A 17,359-nucleotide genomic window follows, 5' to 3' on the forward strand; every position below is an offset into this window, starting at 1 on the left:
GCGAGGGACCTCGACCCACCGACGGGGACCATAGCGGGTGTCGCGGCCGCATAGGAATGGTGTGAGCCACGCCGCTGCGCCGACGGCCAGTGTCATATGCCGCGATATGCCCCGCAGTTGGACAGCTCGGGGATGCTGTGGGGATGACGAACGTCACGTCAGCGCGCTGTGGGGCGTGCGGTGGGTCACGTGGGCCAGGTCACCGCGGGTGTCCGATATCCGGTGTGCCGTCTTCGGGCCGCCGTCGGCGATCAGTTGGGGCCGGTGTCGGCGTCCGGCCGGACCACGCCGAGGATGGGCATGGATCCGGCCCCCGCGATCGTCACGGTCCGCCCGGGCCGCGGCGCGTGCACCATCGCCCCGTCACCGATGTACATGGCGACATGGCTGGCGTCGTCGAAGTAGATGATGAGATCGCCGGGCCGCATGTCCTGGACGTCGATGTGCCGCAGCCGCTTCCACTGCTCCTGCGAGGTGCGCGGGATGCCACGCCCGGCGGACATCCAGGCCTGTGACGTCAGCCCCGAACAGTCGTAGGTCTCCGGGCCCTCGGCGCCCCACTGGTACAGCTTGCCGATCTGCGCCGTGGCGTACTTCACGGCCTGCTTGCCCTGCTCGGAGGCCTTTCCGTCGATCTCGTCGAGGATGCCGGAGTCGAGCCAGGCGGTCTGCGCCCTGTTCGCGGCCTCCTTCTCCAGCTCGGCGAGGCGCTCCTGCTCCTCCTTCTGGAGCTCGGACTCGAGCTTCTCCGCCTGCGCGATCTGCTTCTCGATCTTCTTCTGCGCGGCGGCCTTGGCCTTGCGGCCCGCCTCCAGCTTCTTCAACTGCGCGGAGGCGTCCCGGGCGTACTGCTCCAAGTCCTCCTGGGTGCGGGTCAGTTCGCCGAGCAGGCCCTTGGTCGCATGGTGGCCCTCGCGGACCCGGCCCGCGCCGTCGAGGAAGTCCTGCGGATCGTCGCTCAGCACCAGATGGGCCTCGGGCGGCAGTCCGCCGCCGCGGTACTGGGCGGCGGCCGCGGCGCCCGCGCGGTCCTTCAGCTTCCTGAGCTTCTCCTGGCCCTTGACGATCTTCTTGGCCAGGTCGACGACCTCGGCGGACTGTTTGTCCGCCTTCTCGTCGGCGGCGTTGTACTCGTCGGTGGCGCGGCCCGCGGCGCGGTAGAGCTTGTCGAGTTTCTTGCGGACGGCTTCCAGGTCCTTGGCGGGCGCGAGCGTCGATCCCGCGCCCGGGGTGGGTGAGGGGGTGGGGTTCGCGAACGCCGTGCCCGGTGCCGCCAGCACCGTGACCGCGCAGACCACGGCCACCGCCGTCGCGATCAGGCCACGCTTGCCCGTTCCCATACCTCAGCCCCCAACTGATTAACCGTCAGTAACGTCCGGTTCGCCTGGGGATGCTGTCATGCCGGCTCGGAAAGCGACAGAGGTAGTACTTCCCACCGCCCCCTCGCCGGTATGCCCCCGGCATGACGATCTCCCCGCCTGTGTGACGAAAGACTCAAAGAGATCGTTCCCAACGGGCCCGATCCGGACCTCGGGAGTCATGCGTGTGGGGCCAAGGCCTCCCACCGGAGCGTCACTTCGCCCTGCCGCCACCGCGCCGGCCCGTCCGTCACCGGCCAGTCGGCCGTCAGGTCGCGCACCGCCCGGATCCAGCGCTGCCGGGCGCCGTAGGAGGCGTAGGGCGCGGCGGCCGCCCAGGCGCGGTCGAAGTCGCGCAGGAAGGCGTGCACCGGCTCGCCCGGGACGTTGCGGTGGATGAGCGCCTTCGGCAGGCGCTCCGCCAGGTTGGAGGGGCGCTCCAGGGAGCCCAGCCGGGTCGCGAAGGTGACCGTGCGCGGTCCCTCCGGGCCGAGCGCGACCCACACGTGCCGGCGTCCGATCTCGTCGCAGGTGCCCTCGACCAGCAGCCCGCCGCGCGACCCGGTCACCGGGTCGGCCGGCGCGAGCCGCCCGCACAGCCGCTGCCACACGGCCGCGACCTCGCCCTCCTCGTACTGCCGCAGCACGTTCGCCGCGCGGACGAGCAGGGGCCGCTGCGGGATCGGGATCTCGAAGCCGCCGTGCCGGAAGACCAGCCCCGCCCGTTCGTAGGGCAGCGCCGCCGCGACCCGGGCCGGTTCGATCTCGACGCCCACCACGCGCGCGCGTGGCGCGACGGTACGCAGCCGGTGCAGCAGCTCGACGGCCGTCCAGGGGGCGGCGCCGTACCCGAGGTCGACCGCCACCGGGTCCGCGGCGCGGCGCAGCTCGGCGCCGTGCGTGGCGGCGATCCAGCGGTCCATACGGCGCAGTCGATTGGGGTTGGTCGTCCCGCGCGTCACCGTGCCCTGAGGGCGGGTCGCTGCGCGGGATGTCATACGCACGAGGTTAAGCCGCCGCGGGCCCCTGTCGGGGCGCGAGGTGCCGCCGCCGGTAGGCGGGACGCCGGCTCGTCGTCCCGCCGTCGCCGTACGGGGAGACCCTGGGCGAGCTGTGGGCCTACGAGACCTGCCCGTCTGCTACTGGGAGGAGGACCCCCTCCAGCTCCGTCACCCCGCGGCATGCCGTGGGCCCTGTCATGCCTGTGAGGGTAGGGACCCCCGGCGCTGGTCGCCCGCCTTCTCCGGTGCCCGGCCCGGCCTCGGCGGCTACTCCCCGCCCCCGTACGTCCCGAACTCCGGCACCCCTGCCGACTCGAAGACATGGACCGACAGACCGCCCGGTGTCGTCCGGTGGCCGGCCGGCCGGAGCCCCGCGGGGGCGCCGCCGTCCGGGAAGAGACGTCGCCCCTGGCCGACGACGACCGGCGCGATCGCCAGCCGGAGTGTGTCGACCAGTCCGGCGGCCAGCAGGGACTGGGCGAGGCGGGCGCTGCCGTGGATCTGGAGCTCCCGGCCGGGCTGCCGCTTCAGCTCGGCGACCTGGGCGGGGACGTCGCCGGACAGGATCGTGGTCGGGTTCCACCCGGCCTCGGTCAGGCTGCGGGAGGCGACGTACTTCGGCAGGCCGTTCATGATCCCGGCGAGGGGATGGCCGGTCATCGCGGGCCAGTCCCGGGCGAAGTTCGTGTAGGTCCGGCGCCCGAGCAGCAGCGCGTCCGCCTCGCCGAGCCAGCTGCCGGCGAGCCGCTCGAACTCCTCGTCCAGATGCGGCACGAACCAGCCGCCCCGCTCGAAGCCGTCACTGGTGTCCTCGTCCGGGGCGCCCGGCCCCTGCGAGACACCGTCGAGCGACAGAAATTGCTGCACCACCAGCTTCATCACGCACCACTCCCTTCCGGGTTCACCACGCACCACTCCCTTCCGGGAGTCACCGCCACTGCTTCAGACATCGTGGGGCGCCGGAACTCATCGGTGCGGTGACCCGGCCGGGGCCGCACGCGCGATCGTGCGGCCCCCGGCCGGGTGAGACCCGTCAGTCCTGGCGGACGATGTTCCTGCCCGGGCCGCCGGAGAGGGTGTCCCGGCCGGGGCCGCCGTACAGCTCGTCGTCGCCGCTGTTGCCCCATATGAGGTCGTCGCCGCTGTTGCCGTACAGGACGTCGTCACCCCTGCCGCCGTACAGCTCGTCGTTGCGGTCCCCGCCGTAGACCGTGTCGTTGCCGTCGTCGGCGCGCAGGATCTGGTCGCCCTTGCCGCCGCGGAGGATGTCGTCGCCGGCGCCGCCGTCCACGATCTCGCCGCCGCGGGCCGCGTAGAGGGTGTCCGCGCCGTCGCCGCCGCCCGCGTACGCCAGCGCGCCCGCCGTGAGGGTGTCGTCGCCCGCGCCGCCCCGGACGGAACTGCCGTCGACCCCGCTGCCGGTCGCCCCGGTCCACCGGTCGTCGCCGGCGCCCAGCTCGACGGTGGTGAAGTAGTAGATCTGGTCGGTGGTGTTGGTGTAGGAGGCGGCGTCGGCGGCGTCGCCCAGGTCCATCTCCAGGGAGTTGACCGGGGACTGGCTCTCCGGGGCCCCGACCGTGCAGGAGATTGTGGTGAGGTCCTTGCCGTCGGGGTGGACGCACCCGTTCCCGGCGTCGACCGGGACGGCGTCGTCGATCACGAAGACGAACCCGGAGCGGTCGCCGGTGTACGACTGGGTGATGGTCACCTCGTTGGCCTGCCCGGGCGCGGCCGTATAGGTGAGGTGCCAGCCGTACTCGTTCACCGCGGCCGTGGCCGCCGGCGTCGCGGCAGCGGCCGGACCGGCCAGGGCGATCGGAGCGGCCAGGGCGGTGCCGAGAACCGGCGTCAGGACGGATGCGGCGCGTAACAGGCCGCGGCCGGCGAGGCGAGAGGGCATGGGAATCCTCCGTGAGGCAGTCGAAGCGGTTGTGGATCCTTCCGCTGTGGGTGACCGGTGCGGCGCGTGCCCGGTTGTCCGTTCCACCGGAGTCGTCGAGCGGCGTTCACCTCCTGGTCACGCTTCCGGGGCCGACGGACAGGGGGCGCCCCGGCTCTCGAACGGTTGAGCGGTAAGCGGTAATGATTCGGTAAAACTCCCGAATGGGGAAATGGAGCACCTCCCTCCGGTGTTGGACCGTCGGAGGGCACCGTGCGCCCTGCGACAGGTATGCCCGGACGAGGAGGACGCCACGTGAGCCAGTACATCGGCAGGCTCGGTCGGCGCTCCACGTCGTCCCCCGCACGCCTGCGGCTGCACCGCAGGCCCCGCCGTGTCGCCATGCTCTCCGTGCACACCTCCCCGCTCCACCAGCCGGGCACCGGCGACGCCGGCGGCATGAACGTCTACATCGTGGAGCTCGCCCAGCGCCTCGCCGCGCAGGGCGTCGAGGTCGAGATCTTCACGCGCGCGACCGCCGCCGCCCTCCCGCCGACCGTCGAGCTGGCCCCCGGCGTCCTCGTCCGGCACGTCGACGCCGGCCCCTACGAGGGCCTCAACAAGGAGGACCTCCCCGCCCAGCTGTGCGCCTTCACCCACGGCGTGATGCAGGCCTGGGCCCATCACCGCCCCGGCCACTACGACCTGGTCCACTCCCACTACTGGCTCTCCGGCCACGTCGGCTGGCTCGCCGCCCAGCGCTGGGGCGTCCCGCTCGTGCACGCCATGCACACCATGGCCAAGGTCAAGAACGCCAATCTGGCCGACGGCGACACCCCCGAGCCGGCCGCCCGCGTCATCGGCGAGACCCAGATCGTCTCCGCCGCCGACCGCCTCATCGCCAACACCACCGAAGAGGCCGACGAACTGGTCCGGCACTACGCGGCCGAGACCGACAAGGTCGCCGTCGTCCACCCCGGTGTGAACCTCGGCCGCTTCTCACCCGCCGACGGCCGCGCCGCCGCCCGGGCCCGTCTCGGCCTGCCCCAGGACGCGCTGATCCCGCTCTTCGCGGGCCGCATCCAGCCCCTGAAGGCCCCGGACGTGCTGCTGCGGGCCGTCGCCGTCCTCCTCGACCAGCGCCCCGAGCTGCGTTCGCGCATCCTCGTGCCCGTAGTCGGAGGCCCCTCCGGCAGCGGCCTCGCCAAGCCCGAAGGCCTGCAGAAGCTGGCCGCGCGCCTGGGCATCGCGGACGTCGTACGGTTCCGCCCGCCGGTCGGCCAGGAGCAGCTGGCGGACTGGTTCCGCGCCGCCTCCGTGCTGGTCATGCCCTCCTACAGCGAGTCCTTCGGCCTGGTCGCCATAGAGGCGCAGGCGGCGGGCACCCCGGTGCTCGCGGCGTCGGTCGGCGGTCTGCCGGTCGCCGTGCGCGACGGGCACACCGGCTTCCTCGTCCGCGGACACGATCCGGCCGACTACGCGCGCGTGCTCGGCGATTTCGCCGACGACCCGCAACTGGCCACCCGGCTGGGCGGGCAGGCCGCCCGGCACGCCCAGTCCTTCGGCTGGGACACGGCGGCCGCCGCCACGGCGGACGTCTACACGGCCGCGATGCAGGCCCACCGCCGTCGCGTACGCTCGCTGCATGGGTGAAACCGATCAGGAACAGCGCGCGGCACAGGTCGTCGAGGGAGTGCTGAAGGACGCCGAACTGGAGTGGGAGAGCCCCCAGCCCGGCACCTACGTCGCCCAGCTCCCCGGCACCCGCAAGCTGAAGACGACGGTCTCCCTGATCGTCGGCCGCCACTCCCTGTCGCTGAACGCGTTCGTCATCCGCCACCCCGACGAGAACGAGCTGGGCGTCCACCGCTGGCTCCTGGAGCGCAACCTCAGGCTCTTCGGCGTGAGTTACGCCGTCGACCAGCACGGCGACGTCTACGTCACCGGCCGCCTCTCCCTGTCCGCCGTCACCGCCGACGAGCTCGACCGCCTGCTCGGCCAAGTCCTGGAAGCGTCCGACGGCGCCTTCAACACCCTTCTGGAGCTGGGCTTCGCCTCGGCGATCCGCAAGGAGTACGCGTGGCGGGTGTCGCGGGGGGAGTCCACGCGCAACCTGGACGCGTTCGCCCACCTCACCCAGCGCCCGGAGCGCTAACCGGCCCGGTAACGCCCCGGCGGCACGCCCACCAGCCTGCGGAAGTGCCGGGTGAGGTGCGACTGGTCGTAGAACCCGGCCGCCACCGCCACCTCGCCCGGTGAGCGCCCCTCCAGGAGCAGCCGCCGGGCGCGCCCCACGCGCAGGGACGTCAGGTACTGGTGCGGGGCGATGCCGTAAGCGGTGCTGAACGCCCGTACGAGATGGGCGGGATGGGCGCCGAGCAGCCCGGCGGCCTCCCGCAGTACGACGCCCTCGACGATCCGCTCGTCCAGCAACTCGCGCAGCCGCCGCGCGAGAACGGGATCGGCCGGCCGAGGGGAAGCGGGGTCGCCCCGCAGATGCCCGCGCAACCGTTCCCCGACGAACATCAGCCTGCTCTCGGCCTCCAGTTCCTCACCGGGCCGCCCCAGCGCGCCGTGCAACTGCCCCACCCGCCGCCGCAGCAGCGGATCGCGCAGATCGGGCCGGTCGACGGCGGCCCCGATGAGTTCGTCCCCGAGGTGTGTCCCGTCGAGGTACAGCACCCGCTTGCGGAAGCCCTCGGAGGTGACGGGGGAGCCGTTGTGCGGCACGTGCGGCGGCAGCAGCGACACGGTGTCGTGCGGGGTGCCGTGCTCGTGCCGGTCGAGGTCGTACCGTACGGCGCCGGTGTCGACGATCAGCAGGGTCCAGGCGTCGTGGACGTGCATCGGATAGGCGTACTCGGTGAACCGTGCGTGGAAGACCTCGACGACACCCTGGACGGCGGGCCGCCAGGCGGTGACGGTCCGGGAGGACTCGGAGGCCATGCAAAGAACGTACAAGACCCCGGCCGGGGCCGCCGGGCACGCTCGGACCATGGACACCGAACCGATCCGCTTCGACACGAAGATCGCCGTGCTGCTGCGCGCCGACCTGGAGCCCTGGCAGCGCCTCAACGTGACATCGTTCCTGGTCAGCGGCTTGGGGACACAACTTCCCGAGGTGATCGGCGAACCGTACGAGGACGCGGACGGCGTGCCCTACCTCCCCATGTTCCGCCAGCCGGTCATGGTCTTCGAGGCCACGAAGGAGACCCTGACCACCGCCCACGCCCGTGCCCTCTCCCGCGCCCTGCCCCGCGCGGTCTTCACCTCCGACCTCTTCGCCACGGGCAACGACCGCGACAACCGCGCCGCCGTACGGGCCGTGCCGACCGCGGAACTGGACGTCGTCGGACTCGCGGTGTACGGCCCGAAGAACGCGGTGGACAAAGTGGTGAAGGGGGCGCGGATGCACCCGTGAGCCGGGGCGCGGGCGGGAGGACGACCAAAGTCGCGGGCGCGTAGACCAACGGCTGACGACAGGGCGGACGGTTCCTCGTGAGACTGCCTCCATGGAGGAAGCCAGGAACGTCCGGATGCGGAAGAGCCACCGGCCGCAGGCGGACAAGACCACCGAACTCACCGAATCGGCCTGGGCCATCGTGCTCTTCTGCGTCGCCTGCGGTGCCGTGGCCGGCGCGCTGCTCCCGCTCCTCGCCCGCCTGCTGCTCGCCCTGCCGTGGGCACCGCTCGAAGGCCCGGCCGAACTGCTGACCTCGGTCCCGGAACCCGCCCTCACCCTCGGCACGATCACCGTGGGCGTGCTCGGCGGCCTGCTGCTCGGCTTCTCGGCGGCGCACGAGTCGCTGTCCGTGCGCGTCAGCGGCACCCGCGTGACCCTGACCATCAGGGACAGCGCCCAGGAGTTCACCCGCGAGGAGATCTCCTCGTTCTTCCGGGACGGCAGGCAACTCGTCCTGCTCGGCCCCGGCGGCCTCGAACTGGCGCGGGAGCACTGCGGCCTGAACTGGCAGCGCCTGGCGGACGCCCTCACCGCACACGGCTACGCGTGGGAGGAACAGGACCCGCACCGCGCCGAGTTCCGCCGCTGGGTCCCCGGCACCCCCGGCCTGCCCGCGGGCGCGGACGCCCTGCTGCGGGCCCGGGCGGAGGCCCGCACGGACGAGGGCGGCGCCGAGGATGCCAGGGAGTTGCGCGGCGAACTGCTGCGACTGGGGGTGGTCGTGCGGGACGAGGAGAGGCGGCAGTACGTCCGCGTCGTGACCGGGCGGAGCACTGCGACCTGAACGGGCAGCTCCTCAGGGCGTACAGGCCGCGGCGATCGACACACTGTTCTCGTACAGGTGGTGCCGGGTGATCCGCCCGTCCTCGACGGTGAGCCGCAGCGCGAAGGGCCCCGAGAAGGACTTGCCGGTCGCCCGGACGGTCCCGGAGATGTGCCCCATCAGCACGGCGTCCGTCCCGTCGACGAGGAACGTGTCGACCGACGCGCGGGCGTCCTCGGGGACGGTGTACCGGGCCAGCTCGTCGGCCTGCGCCGCGCATTCGGCGGCGGTGGACCGAGGCCGGATCCAGGGGACGACGGGGTTCTCGGCGAGCATCCAGTCGACCTTGTCGGCGAAGAGCGCGGTGAGCCCCTCGGTGTCGCCGGCGAGGCGGAGGTCGAGGAACTTCCGGACGGTGGAGCGGGTGGCTTCGGCGGTCTCGGCAGGCGTCATGGAACCCAGACTGCCGGGACGCCGGGGGTGCGTCGATTACCCCGGAGGTAACCAGTGCCACCGCTGCTGATGGGTCCGGGGTGGGCCAGGAGGCGACGTCGATCCTAGAATCGAACGCATGAACGATCCAGAGTCGCGGCTCGCGCTGCTCCGTTTCCTGGAGCGCGTGCAGGAGCGCGACCTGGCACGCACCCGTCGGTGGATCGCGGACGAGGAACGCCGCCAGGCCGAACGCCGACGCGGCCTCCTGGCCCGCCCTCCCGCGCCGGACTGGCTGATCGAGCGCGGCCTGACCGGACAGCAAGCCGCGTACGTCCACGTCGGTGGCTGCTGGAACGCGGGCCGGCGCAGCAAGGGCGTCGACCGCGACCACGCCCGACGCGCCCTCGCCGACGGGATCAAGGCCTGCCCCCAGTGCCGGCCGGACACGGAGCTGGGCTTCGTGGACGGGTAGAGCCGCCGCCCCTTGACGGGACCTCTCATGGCTCCGACCGGGCCGAACACGGGCCGGGACGCCACGACCTCGCCTCGACGCACGCACCGTCACGCCGAGGAGCGGTGTGCCTCCCGTGTGAGCGACATGACCTGGACCGGCTGCCCGTGGGCAGGGACGCGGGTGGTGCGGTCGAACGTCATTCCGAGCTTGGTCATGACGCGTAGCGAGGCGTGGTTGTCGACGTGGCAGACGCTGACGACGCGCTCCAGATCCGTCTCCCCCTCCGCCTCTCCCCCCGCCTCCGCCTCGCCGAAGGCGAACGCCAGGACCTCGCGAGCCGCCTCGGTGGCGTAGCCCCGGCCTCGCCGGTCGCGGTCTCCTCGGCGGCGAACAGACCGTAGCCGCGCTCGTCCCGGGCCGCGCGTACCCGGGCCAGTGCCGCTGCGGTCTGCTCACGGGTGCCGACCGAGCCGTCGCCGATGTACCGCATGGGCTCCGGGTCCGCGTCCATCTCCGCGAGCGCGTCCAGGTCGGACTCCCTCCACTGACGCAGCCACAGCCGTTCGGTACGGCGCTCCGGGTGCCGTGTGATCACTCACCGTCTCCTCGCTCTGCCCGGCCGCCCCTTCCGGGACAGCCGCTGCCTCACGGCAGACCCCTCCGGCTCACCCCGCACCGACCTCCGGCTGCGGTCGCACCCCCACCGCGGGCTCGACCACCGTGTCCTCCCCGGGCAGGTGCCGCATCAACACGGCGTACCCCACCCCGGCCGCCGTCCCCACCAGCGCGCACAGCCCCCACAACCACTCCGCCCCGAACCGATCGATGACGAACCCGGACAGCAGCGGAGCGACGAGGGCGGCCACGGACCAGGACATCGTGTACATGCCCTGGTAGCGGCCGCGCCCGTGCACCGGCGACAGCCGTACGACGAGCCCCGTCTGCGTCGGCGCGTTGACGATCTCCGCCAGCGTCCACACGCACACCGTGAGCGCGATGACCCCCACCGACCCCGCGAAGGCGGTGAGCGCGAAGCCGTACCCCGCGAGAACGGACGAGACGACCAGCAGCCGGCGGGGATCCCGGTGTTCGATGAAGCGGGTGACCGGGATCTGGAGCACGACGATCAGCACGCCGTTCACGGCGATCGCCATGCCGTACTCGGCCGGAGTGAAACCGGCCTCGCCCATCGCCACCGGCAGCCCCACCGCCCCCTGCTGGAAGATCAGCGCGACGAGGAAGGACAGCCCGACGACGCTCATGAACCGCCCGTCGCGCAGCACGGTGCGCAGGCTCACGGAGTCGTCCCGCCCGCCCGCCTTCACCGAGCCCTCGGCGGGCTTGGACTCCGGCAGCCGCAGGAAGACGAGGATCGCGCAGACCATCGTCATTCCCGCCTCGATCAGGAACCCGGCGCGATAGCTGACCTCGGCGATGAACCCGGCGGCCATGGAGGAGACGGCGAAGCCGAGGTTGATGGCCCAGTAGTTGAGGGAGAAGGCCCGGATACGGTCCTCGGGCCGGACGATGTCGGCCATCATCGCCTGCACGGCGGGCCGCGAGGCGTTGCTCGCCATGCCGACGAGGAAGGCGACACCGGCGATCGCGACCGGGTCGCGCACGAACCCCAGCAGCGCCACGGACACGGCCGTCGAGGCCTGCGCGATCAGCAGCGTCGGCCGCCGCCCCAGCCGGTCGGTCATCACGCCACCGCCCAGCGAGGAGATGACCCCGCCGAGCCCGTGCAGGGCGGCGACCAGACCGGCGTACGTGGCGGAGTAGCCGCGGTCGAGCGTCAGGTACAGCGCCATGAAGGTGGCGACGAACGCGCCCAGCCGGTTGACCAGCGTGCTGGTCCACAGCCACCAGAACTCACGGGGCAGGCCGGAGACCGTCTCCCGGACGGCACGTCGGGCACGCAGGGCGTACGGCATGGATCCCCCCGGAGGCAACACGGTGTAAGTAGCGCTGGCGGTACGCGCAACTTACAAGTCGCCGCTGGTGGAGGCTACTCAATTAGCAGATCCGGTCAAACGTCCGCCTGCCGGGCAGCCACGCGAACGGGCGAAAGCGTGGATTACGCTCTGAGGCATGGCCGACGCACCGTACAAGCTGATCCTCCTCCGCCACGGCGAGAGCGAGTGGAACGCGAAGAACCTGTTCACCGGCTGGGTGGACGTCAATCTCAACGAGAAGGGCGAGAAGGAGGCGGTCCGCGGTGGCGAGCTCCTGAAGGACGCCGATCTCCTCCCCGACGTGGTCCACACCTCCCTCCAGAAGCGCGCGATCCGCACGGCCCAGCTGGCCCTCGAGGCCGCGGACCGCCACTGGATCCCCGTCCACCGCTCCTGGCGCCTGAACGAGCGCCACTACGGCGCCCTCCAGGGCAAGGACAAGGCCCAGACGCTCGCCGAGTTCGGCGAGGAGCAGTTCATGCTGTGGCGCCGGTCCTACGACACCCCGCCCCCGCCGCTGGACGTCGACGCCGAGTACTCCCAGTACTCCGACCCGCGCTACGCGACCCTCCCGCCGGAGCTGCGCCCGCGCACGGAGTGCCTGAAGGACGTCGTCGTCCGCATGCTCCCGTACTGGTTCGACGCGGTCGTCCCCGACCTGCTGACCGGCCGCACGGTCCTGGTCGCGGCCCACGGCAACTCGCTCCGCGCCCTGGTCAAGCACCTGGACGGCATCTCCGACGCGGACATCGCGGGCCTCAACATCCCGACGGGCATCCCGCTCTCCTACGAACTCGACGCCGACTTCAAGCCCCTGAACCCGGGCGGCACGTACCTGGACCCCGAAGCGGCCGCGGCGGCCATCGAGGCGGTCAAGAACCAGGGCAAGAAGAAGTAAGCAGGGCCGAAGAAGCCCCCTAACTGCGGGTTCTCCGCCGGTAGGGGGCTTTTCTGCGAGGCTGGGCCGTCTCTGGCCTGGGCCGTCACGTGCGACGGCGCCAGCGGACGCGGATGTCGAGGGTGATCAGCAGCGCCACAGGGACGGCGATCTCGGCGGGGGCGTAGGCGAGCTGTGCCCCCGCCGTCCGACTACCAGATCAGCACCCCTTGTGTCGTCGTGCGAAACTCCCTCCCTGGTCAGAGGGAGAGGCAGGGGCGTGGAGAAGTCCGAGGCGAAGCAGTTGCTGGAACGGGCTCGCGAGATGTGGGATGCGGAGGAGTGGTTGCGTTCCGCCGAGCTGTACGAGCAGGTCCTTGCTCACTATCCGGACGAGGGCCCCAGCGCGGTGTGGTGGTACGACGCAGCACTGGCGTACAAGTTTCTGCGTAACTGGGTAAAGGCCTACGAACTCGGCCGGGAGGCTGCCGCCCGCTCGCCGCGCGGCGAGCAGGACCCGGCGTTTTGGAACCTGGGGGTCGCAGCCACAATCCAGCGTGATTGGGCGACCGCCCGTGACGCTTGGGAGGGCTTCGGGATCCCGATGCCGGAGGGCGAGGGGGAGATCAACGGCGCCTTTGGCCCGGCGTGCGTACGGCTGGACACGGGTGGCGAGCGCGAGGTGGTCTGGATCCAGCGACTCTGCCCGACGCGAGGACGCGTGATGAACGTTCCTGCCACGAAAGGCCGTCACTTCGGCGAGATCGTCGTGCACGATGGGGAACCGACTGGCGAGCGGACGTACAACGGCCAGAGCGTCGCTGTCTTCGACGAATTGCTGCTCTTCGAGGCCTCTTCGCTGCCGACGCTGCATGCGACCGTAAAGGCAGCGGATGCATCCGACGTCGACGCCCTGGTGGCTTCATTCTTCGCGCAGGACTTCGGCGCCGAGCCGGCGAGCAGCTTCCACATGCTGTGCGCATGCTGCAGCGAGGGCCGGGTCGACTGGGATGAGGCCGGCGTACGGACACACGGCGGCTCTCAGGCTGTCTGGCTGGCCGCCCCTGAGACCGAGGCCCGGCAGCTACTGGATGCGTGGGCGACGGGTGGCGAACGCAGCTGGAACGGACTGGAGCTGTTTGGTTGAGCCCCGGGGAGTGAGCCTGGGGTGGATCAAGAAAATCGTGCACGCAGGTCCCTAGGTCCTACGTGCGGCAGACCTTCTGGGCGAGATGCCCGTGGAGGGCGAGGCCGCCCGGTCTCTCCCCCCGTCATCCCGATATTCGGTGGCGGGCCCGCCCCGCCCGGTCCACCATGCCCGCATGGCCCCAGGCGAGCACCCCGGTGAAGCAGTGACGTCAGCGACCTCGGACACGACACGGTGGACGCAGTCGACCGTCTACCCCGACATGTGGGTCGACCCCGACGACGACCCCCGCGAGACCGACACCCAGCCGGTCGACGAGCGCGGCATCCTCCTCGACTACCTGCGCAACTACCGCCTCACCTTTGAGATGAAGTGCGCGGGCCTGGACGCCGAGCAGATGGCCCGGCGATCCTGCCCGCCGTCCACGATGTCGCTGCTCGGACTGGTGCGGCACCTGACGGAGGACGAGCGGCACCTCCGCCGGGTGATGGCCGGCGAGGACGCGCCGAAGCTGTACCGCACGCAGGAGGACCGGGACGGTGACTTCAACGGTGCCGTCGCCGACCCGGCGGCCGTGGAGGAGGCCTGGCGGCACTGGCGGGCCGAGACCGAACGCACCGACCGCTACCTGGCCGGCGTCACCGACCTCTCCTCCCGCAACGCCGGCTTCTCCGACTACGGCCCCGAACCCGGCGGGCAGGTCCAGCTCCGCGACATCCTGGTCGCGCAGATCGCGGAGTACGCCCGGCACTGCGGCCACGCCGACCTTCTGCGCGAACGGATCGACGGCCGCGTCGGGCAGTGAGCACCGCCCACAAAAAAACTTCGGCGGCGATGTCGAGAACCCGTGCCCTGCTCCGTCCCCGGGGTGAAGGCGGCCAGGATGGGTCGCACCAGCACCGAGGAGAACATGATGGCCAAGTACCTGCTTCTGAAGCACTACCGAGGCGCCCCGGCAGCGGTCAACGACGTGCCCATGGACCAGTGGACGCCGGAGGAGATCTCGGCGCACATCCAGTACATGAACGACTTCGCGGCCCGGCTGGAGAAGACCGGCGAGTTCGTGGACGGCCAGGCGCTCGCCCCCGAAGGGAAGTGGGTCCGGTACGACGGTGAGGGACGCCCGCCGGTCACCGACGGCCCGTTCGCCGAGACCAAGGACCTCATCGCCGGCTGGATGATCATCGACGTCGACAGCTACGAGCGTGCCGTCGAGCTGGCCGGGGAACTGTCCGCCGCTCCCGGCGCGGGCGGCAAGCCGATCCACGAGTGGCTGGAGGTGCGTCCGTTCCTGACCGCGCCGCCCACCATTCCCGAGTGCCTTGTCCATGGATGAGGCGCTGCTCCGCAGCCTCACACCGGGCGTGCTCACGATCCTCGTCCGCCGCGGAGCCGACTTCGCGGCGGCCGAGGACGCCGTGCAGGACGCGCTGATCGAGGCGCTGCGCGTCTGGCCCGCCGAGCAGCCGCGGGACGCCAAGGGCTGGCTGGTCACCGTGGCCTGGCGCAAGTTCCTCGACCAGGCGCGGGCGGACAGCGCCCGCCGCCGGCGTGAGGACCTCGTCGACGAGGAACCGGCGCCCGGGCCCGCGCCCGACGTGGACGACACGCTCCAGCTCTACTTCCTGTGCGCCCACCCCTCGCTGACGCCGTCGTCGGCGGTCGCGCTCACCCTGCGCGCCGTCGGCGGGCTCACCACGCGGCAGATCGCCCAGGCCTACCTGGTCCCCGAGGCGACCATGGCGCAGCGCATCAGCCGCGCCAAGCGCACCGTCTCCGGCGTGCGGTTCGACCAGCCCGGCGACGTCGCCACCGTGCTGCGCGTGCTCTACCTGGTCTTCAACGAGGGTTACTCCGGGGACGTCGACCTCGCCGCCGAGGCCATCCGGCTCACCCGCCGGCTCGCGACCCGGGTCGACCACCCCGAGGTGGCCGGGCTGCTCGCCCTCATGCTGCTCCACCACGCCCGGCGCGCCGCCCGCACCGCACCCGACGGCAGCCTGGTCCCGCTCGCCGACCAGGACCGCGGCCGGTGGGACACGCGCCTGATCGCCGAGGGCGTCGCGATCCTCCAGGCGGCCCTCGCCCGCGACCGGCTGGGCGAGTTCCAGGCACAGGCCGCCATCGCGGCCCTCCACGCCGACGCGCAGACCGCCGAGGAGACCGACTGGGTGCAGATCGTCGAGTGGTACGACGAACTCACGCGCCTGACCGACAGCCCGGTCGTCCGGCTCAACCGCGCGGTGGCCCTCGGCGAGGCCGACGGACCGCGCGCCGGGCTCGCGGCGCTCGCGGCCCTGGACGACTCACTGCCCCGGTACGCCGCGGTGGCGGCGTACCTCCACGAGCGCGACGGTGACCCGGAAACGGCGGCCCGCCTGTACGCCGAGGCGGCCCGCAAGGCGCCCGACCTCGCCGAACGCGACTACCTGACCCGGCAGGCGGCCCGCCTCAACGCCGGCCGGCGCCGCTGACGGACCGCGTGCGGTGGGTCACCGCACCGACAACGGCACGGGGTGCACCTCGTCCGCCTTGTGCCCGGCGCGCTCGTGAATGCGCTGGACCGCTTCGGCCGACGGAGCCTCGGAGAGGCAGTAGACGAGGCCGGACTCCGGGTCCGCCCAGGCCATCTCGAAGTGGACCTGCTCGTCCTTCTCGATCGCGAGGTCCGCGTTGTGGGCTTCACGCAACTGTTCCTCCGTGATGCCCTTCATGCCGCGATGGACATCCATGAACTTGGGCATGCCTCGCGCCTCCTTCCCGGCACGGCGCCCGCCCGCGCCGCCTTGCCTACCTCTCATGCTCCGCCCGTACGGCCACCCCGGCGACCCCAGGCCCTACGACGGCCGCAACGCCGTAGGGCCCCGGCGACACCCGGGGCCCTACAGGTCGGACGAACGACAACGCGTCGGCGTCAGCCGCACTGGCAGGCGCTGCCCGACTGGCAGCCGCAGCCGCAGCCCGAACCGCAGCCGCACGCGGCGACCAGGGGCAGGCTCCTGATCTCGGCGGGCTGCTCGGTCTCGCGCTGGCGGGCGGGGTCGGGCGTGGTGCTGGGGGATTCGGCCATGGGTCCCTCCTCGAGGCTGGTGCCTGTGCCCATTGGATGCCCGTTCCGCTGGGCGCATCAACAGCGCACTGAGGCGCCCGCGCGCCTCAGCCGGTCCCCGGCCGCCCCCGGTCAGTCCCGGCGCCGCCCTCGACACGGCCCGTTCAGGCGCTCTCCGCCCCCGAAACCGCCTGGATCTCCGGCTGCGCGTCCGTCTGGAGCTCGTCCGCGTGCTCACCCGTCACCAGGTACACCACCCGCTTGGCGACCGACACGGCGTGGTCGGCGAACCGCTCGTAGTAGCGGCCGAGCAGCGTGACGTCCACGGCCGTCTCGATGCCGTGCTTCCAGCGGTCGTCCATCAGGTGCTGGAACAGGGTGCGGTGCAGCAGGTCCATCTCGTCGTCGTCCTGCTCCAGCTGGAGCGCCAGGTCGACGTCCTTGGTGATGATCACCTCGGCGGCCTTCGCCATCAGGCGCTGCGCGAGCTGGCCCATCTCCAGGATGGTGGCGTGCAGGTCGCTCGGGACCGCGCGGTCCGGGTAGCGCAGGCGCGCGAGCTTCGCCACGTGCTGGGCGAGGTCGCCCGAGCGCTCCAGATCGGCCGACATCCGCAGCGACGTGACGACGATGCGCAGGTCCGTCGCCACCGGCTGCTGCCGCGCCAGCAGGGCTATGGCCCTGGCCTCCAGCTCGTGCTGGAGCTCGTCGACCCGCTGGTCGGCCTCGATGACGTTCTCGGCCAGCTTCAGGTCGGAGTCGAGCATGGCGGTCGTGGCGCGCCCGATCGCCGACCCGACCAGCCGGGCCATCTCCACCAGACCGTCGCCGATCGAGTCCAGTTCCTCGTGGTACGCGTCCCGCATCAGGCTTCCCTCTCGTGCGTCTCAGTCGGGGGTCCAAGGGCCGGGGCCCACCGGACAACCGGCGGTACGACCGTCGTATGACCAACGGTCCGAACCCCACGCTCCCACGTTC

The 17,359-nt window shown here is 71.8% G+C and carries 20 protein-coding genes and 1 pseudogene; 10 read left to right on the forward strand and 11 right to left on the reverse strand.

What is annotated here, in order from left to right; genetic code table 11:
• Window positions 1-251: 251 nt before the first annotated feature.
• From ACIRDU_RS33220 to ACIRDU_RS33235, 4 genes are all read right to left on the reverse strand, one after another.
• Window positions 252-1,340, reverse strand: a complete 1,089-nt coding sequence (locus tag ACIRDU_RS33220) for an NlpC/P60 family protein (protein WP_403586599.1) — start codon at window positions 1,338-1,340, stop codon at window positions 252-254.
• A gap of 197 nt (window positions 1,341-1,537) precedes the next feature.
• Complete coding sequence (locus ACIRDU_RS33225; RefSeq protein WP_403586602.1) at window positions 1,538-2,356, reverse strand: class I SAM-dependent methyltransferase; 819 nt, start codon at window positions 2,354-2,356, stop codon at window positions 1,538-1,540.
• Between the two features lie 270 nt (window positions 2,357-2,626).
• The gene (locus tag ACIRDU_RS33230) at window positions 2,627-3,238 is read right to left on the reverse strand and encodes a dihydrofolate reductase family protein (RefSeq protein WP_403586769.1); all 612 of its coding nucleotides are present in this window, start codon (window positions 3,236-3,238) and stop codon (window positions 2,627-2,629) included.
• A 154-nt stretch (window positions 3,239-3,392) separates the two neighbouring features.
• Window positions 3,393-4,259, reverse strand: coding sequence for a calcium-binding protein (locus ACIRDU_RS33235; protein ID WP_403586605.1), 867 nt, complete (start codon window positions 4,257-4,259; stop codon window positions 3,393-3,395).
• A 294-nt stretch (window positions 4,260-4,553) separates the two neighbouring features.
• Here ACIRDU_RS33235 and mshA point away from each other — a divergent pair, with 294 nt between their 5' ends.
• Both mshA and ACIRDU_RS33245 read left to right on the forward strand, forming a co-directional pair.
• Window positions 4,554-5,891 carry a D-inositol-3-phosphate glycosyltransferase gene (gene mshA, locus ACIRDU_RS33240; RefSeq protein ID WP_403586608.1) on the forward strand — a complete coding sequence of 446 codons (1,338 nt, stop codon included), beginning with the start codon at window positions 4,554-4,556 and terminating at the stop codon, window positions 5,889-5,891.
• A complete protein-coding gene (locus ACIRDU_RS33245) occupies window positions 5,884-6,393 on the forward strand; it encodes a YbjN domain-containing protein (RefSeq protein ID WP_403586611.1) in 510 nt (169 codons plus the stop codon). Before mshA ends, ACIRDU_RS33245 begins: the two co-directional genes overlap by 8 nt.
• On the opposite strand, the gene ACIRDU_RS33250 is transcribed toward ACIRDU_RS33245, so the two are convergent.
• Entirely contained in the window at window positions 6,390-7,184 is a 795-nt protein-coding gene (locus tag ACIRDU_RS33250) for an AraC family transcriptional regulator (protein WP_403586614.1), read from the reverse strand. The two genes, ACIRDU_RS33245 and ACIRDU_RS33250, sit on opposite strands and share 4 nt — an antisense overlap.
• 49 nt (window positions 7,185-7,233) lie before the next feature.
• Between ACIRDU_RS33250 and ACIRDU_RS33255 the strand changes: the two genes are divergently transcribed.
• Window positions 7,234-7,659 carry a DUF2000 family protein gene (locus ACIRDU_RS33255; protein ID WP_403586617.1) on the forward strand — a complete coding sequence of 142 codons (426 nt, stop codon included), beginning with the start codon at window positions 7,234-7,236 and terminating at the stop codon, window positions 7,657-7,659.
• 91 nt (window positions 7,660-7,750) lie between these two features.
• The gene (locus ACIRDU_RS33260; RefSeq protein WP_403586620.1) at window positions 7,751-8,485 is read left to right on the forward strand and encodes a hypothetical protein; all 735 of its coding nucleotides are present in this window, start codon (window positions 7,751-7,753) and stop codon (window positions 8,483-8,485) included.
• A gap of 12 nt (window positions 8,486-8,497) precedes the next feature.
• On the opposite strand, the gene ACIRDU_RS33265 is transcribed toward ACIRDU_RS33260, so the two are convergent.
• On the reverse strand, window positions 8,498-8,917 hold the full coding sequence (locus tag ACIRDU_RS33265; protein WP_403586623.1) for a nuclear transport factor 2 family protein: 420 nt from the start codon (window positions 8,915-8,917) through the stop codon (window positions 8,498-8,500).
• 118 nt (window positions 8,918-9,035) lie between these two features.
• On the opposite strand from ACIRDU_RS33265, the gene ACIRDU_RS33270 reads away from it, so the two are divergent.
• Window positions 9,036-9,371, forward strand: coding sequence for a DUF6233 domain-containing protein (locus ACIRDU_RS33270; protein ID WP_403586627.1), 336 nt, complete (start codon window positions 9,036-9,038; stop codon window positions 9,369-9,371).
• Between the two features lie 236 nt (window positions 9,372-9,607).
• Here the strand turns inward: ACIRDU_RS33270 and ACIRDU_RS33275 are convergent.
• Window positions 9,608-9,864, reverse strand: a pseudogene (locus tag ACIRDU_RS33275) (hypothetical protein); the annotation flags it as partial.
• 154 nt (window positions 9,865-10,018) lie between these two features.
• Window positions 10,019-11,287 carry an MDR family MFS transporter gene (locus tag ACIRDU_RS33280; protein ID WP_403586630.1) on the reverse strand — a complete coding sequence of 423 codons (1,269 nt, stop codon included), beginning with the start codon at window positions 11,285-11,287 and terminating at the stop codon, window positions 10,019-10,021.
• A 157-nt stretch (window positions 11,288-11,444) separates the two neighbouring features.
• Here ACIRDU_RS33280 and ACIRDU_RS33285 point away from each other — a divergent pair, with 157 nt between their 5' ends.
• The 5 genes from ACIRDU_RS33285 to ACIRDU_RS33305 all read left to right on the forward strand — a co-directional run bounded on the left by ACIRDU_RS33285 (window position 11,445) and on the right by ACIRDU_RS33305 (window position 15,806).
• Window positions 11,445-12,206, forward strand: a complete 762-nt coding sequence (locus ACIRDU_RS33285; RefSeq protein WP_403586633.1) for a phosphoglyceromutase — start codon at window positions 11,445-11,447, stop codon at window positions 12,204-12,206.
• Between the two features lie 259 nt (window positions 12,207-12,465).
• On the forward strand, window positions 12,466-13,332 hold the full coding sequence (locus ACIRDU_RS33290; protein WP_403586635.1) for a tetratricopeptide repeat protein: 867 nt from the start codon (window positions 12,466-12,468) through the stop codon (window positions 13,330-13,332).
• Between the two features lie 175 nt (window positions 13,333-13,507).
• Window positions 13,508-14,137 carry a DinB family protein gene (locus ACIRDU_RS33295; protein ID WP_403586638.1) on the forward strand — a complete coding sequence of 210 codons (630 nt, stop codon included), beginning with the start codon at window positions 13,508-13,510 and terminating at the stop codon, window positions 14,135-14,137.
• Between the two features lie 108 nt (window positions 14,138-14,245).
• A complete protein-coding gene (locus tag ACIRDU_RS33300; RefSeq protein ID WP_403586771.1) occupies window positions 14,246-14,668 on the forward strand; it encodes a YciI family protein in 423 nt (140 codons plus the stop codon).
• A complete protein-coding gene (locus ACIRDU_RS33305; RefSeq protein WP_403586640.1) occupies window positions 14,661-15,806 on the forward strand; it encodes an RNA polymerase sigma factor in 1,146 nt (381 codons plus the stop codon). The genes ACIRDU_RS33300 and ACIRDU_RS33305 overlap by 8 nt, the downstream gene beginning before the upstream one ends.
• Window positions 15,807-15,824: 18 nt before the next feature.
• On the opposite strand, the gene ACIRDU_RS33310 is transcribed toward ACIRDU_RS33305, so the two are convergent.
• The 3 genes from ACIRDU_RS33310 to phoU form a co-directional block, all read right to left on the reverse strand.
• Complete coding sequence (locus tag ACIRDU_RS33310) at window positions 15,825-16,076, reverse strand: SCO4226 family nickel-binding protein (protein WP_403586643.1); 252 nt, start codon at window positions 16,074-16,076, stop codon at window positions 15,825-15,827.
• A gap of 170 nt (window positions 16,077-16,246) precedes the next feature.
• On the reverse strand, window positions 16,247-16,402 hold the full coding sequence (locus ACIRDU_RS33315) for a hypothetical protein (protein WP_403586646.1): 156 nt from the start codon (window positions 16,400-16,402) through the stop codon (window positions 16,247-16,249).
• A 143-nt stretch (window positions 16,403-16,545) separates the two neighbouring features.
• On the reverse strand, window positions 16,546-17,247 hold the full coding sequence (gene phoU / locus ACIRDU_RS33320; protein WP_403586649.1) for a phosphate signaling complex protein PhoU: 702 nt from the start codon (window positions 17,245-17,247) through the stop codon (window positions 16,546-16,548).
• Between the last annotated feature and the right edge of the window lie 112 nt (window positions 17,248-17,359).

The sequence above is a fragment of the Streptomyces sp. NPDC093598 genome (assembly GCF_044764825.1).
Taxonomy (GTDB): Bacteria; Actinomycetota; Actinomycetes; order Streptomycetales; family Streptomycetaceae; genus Streptomyces.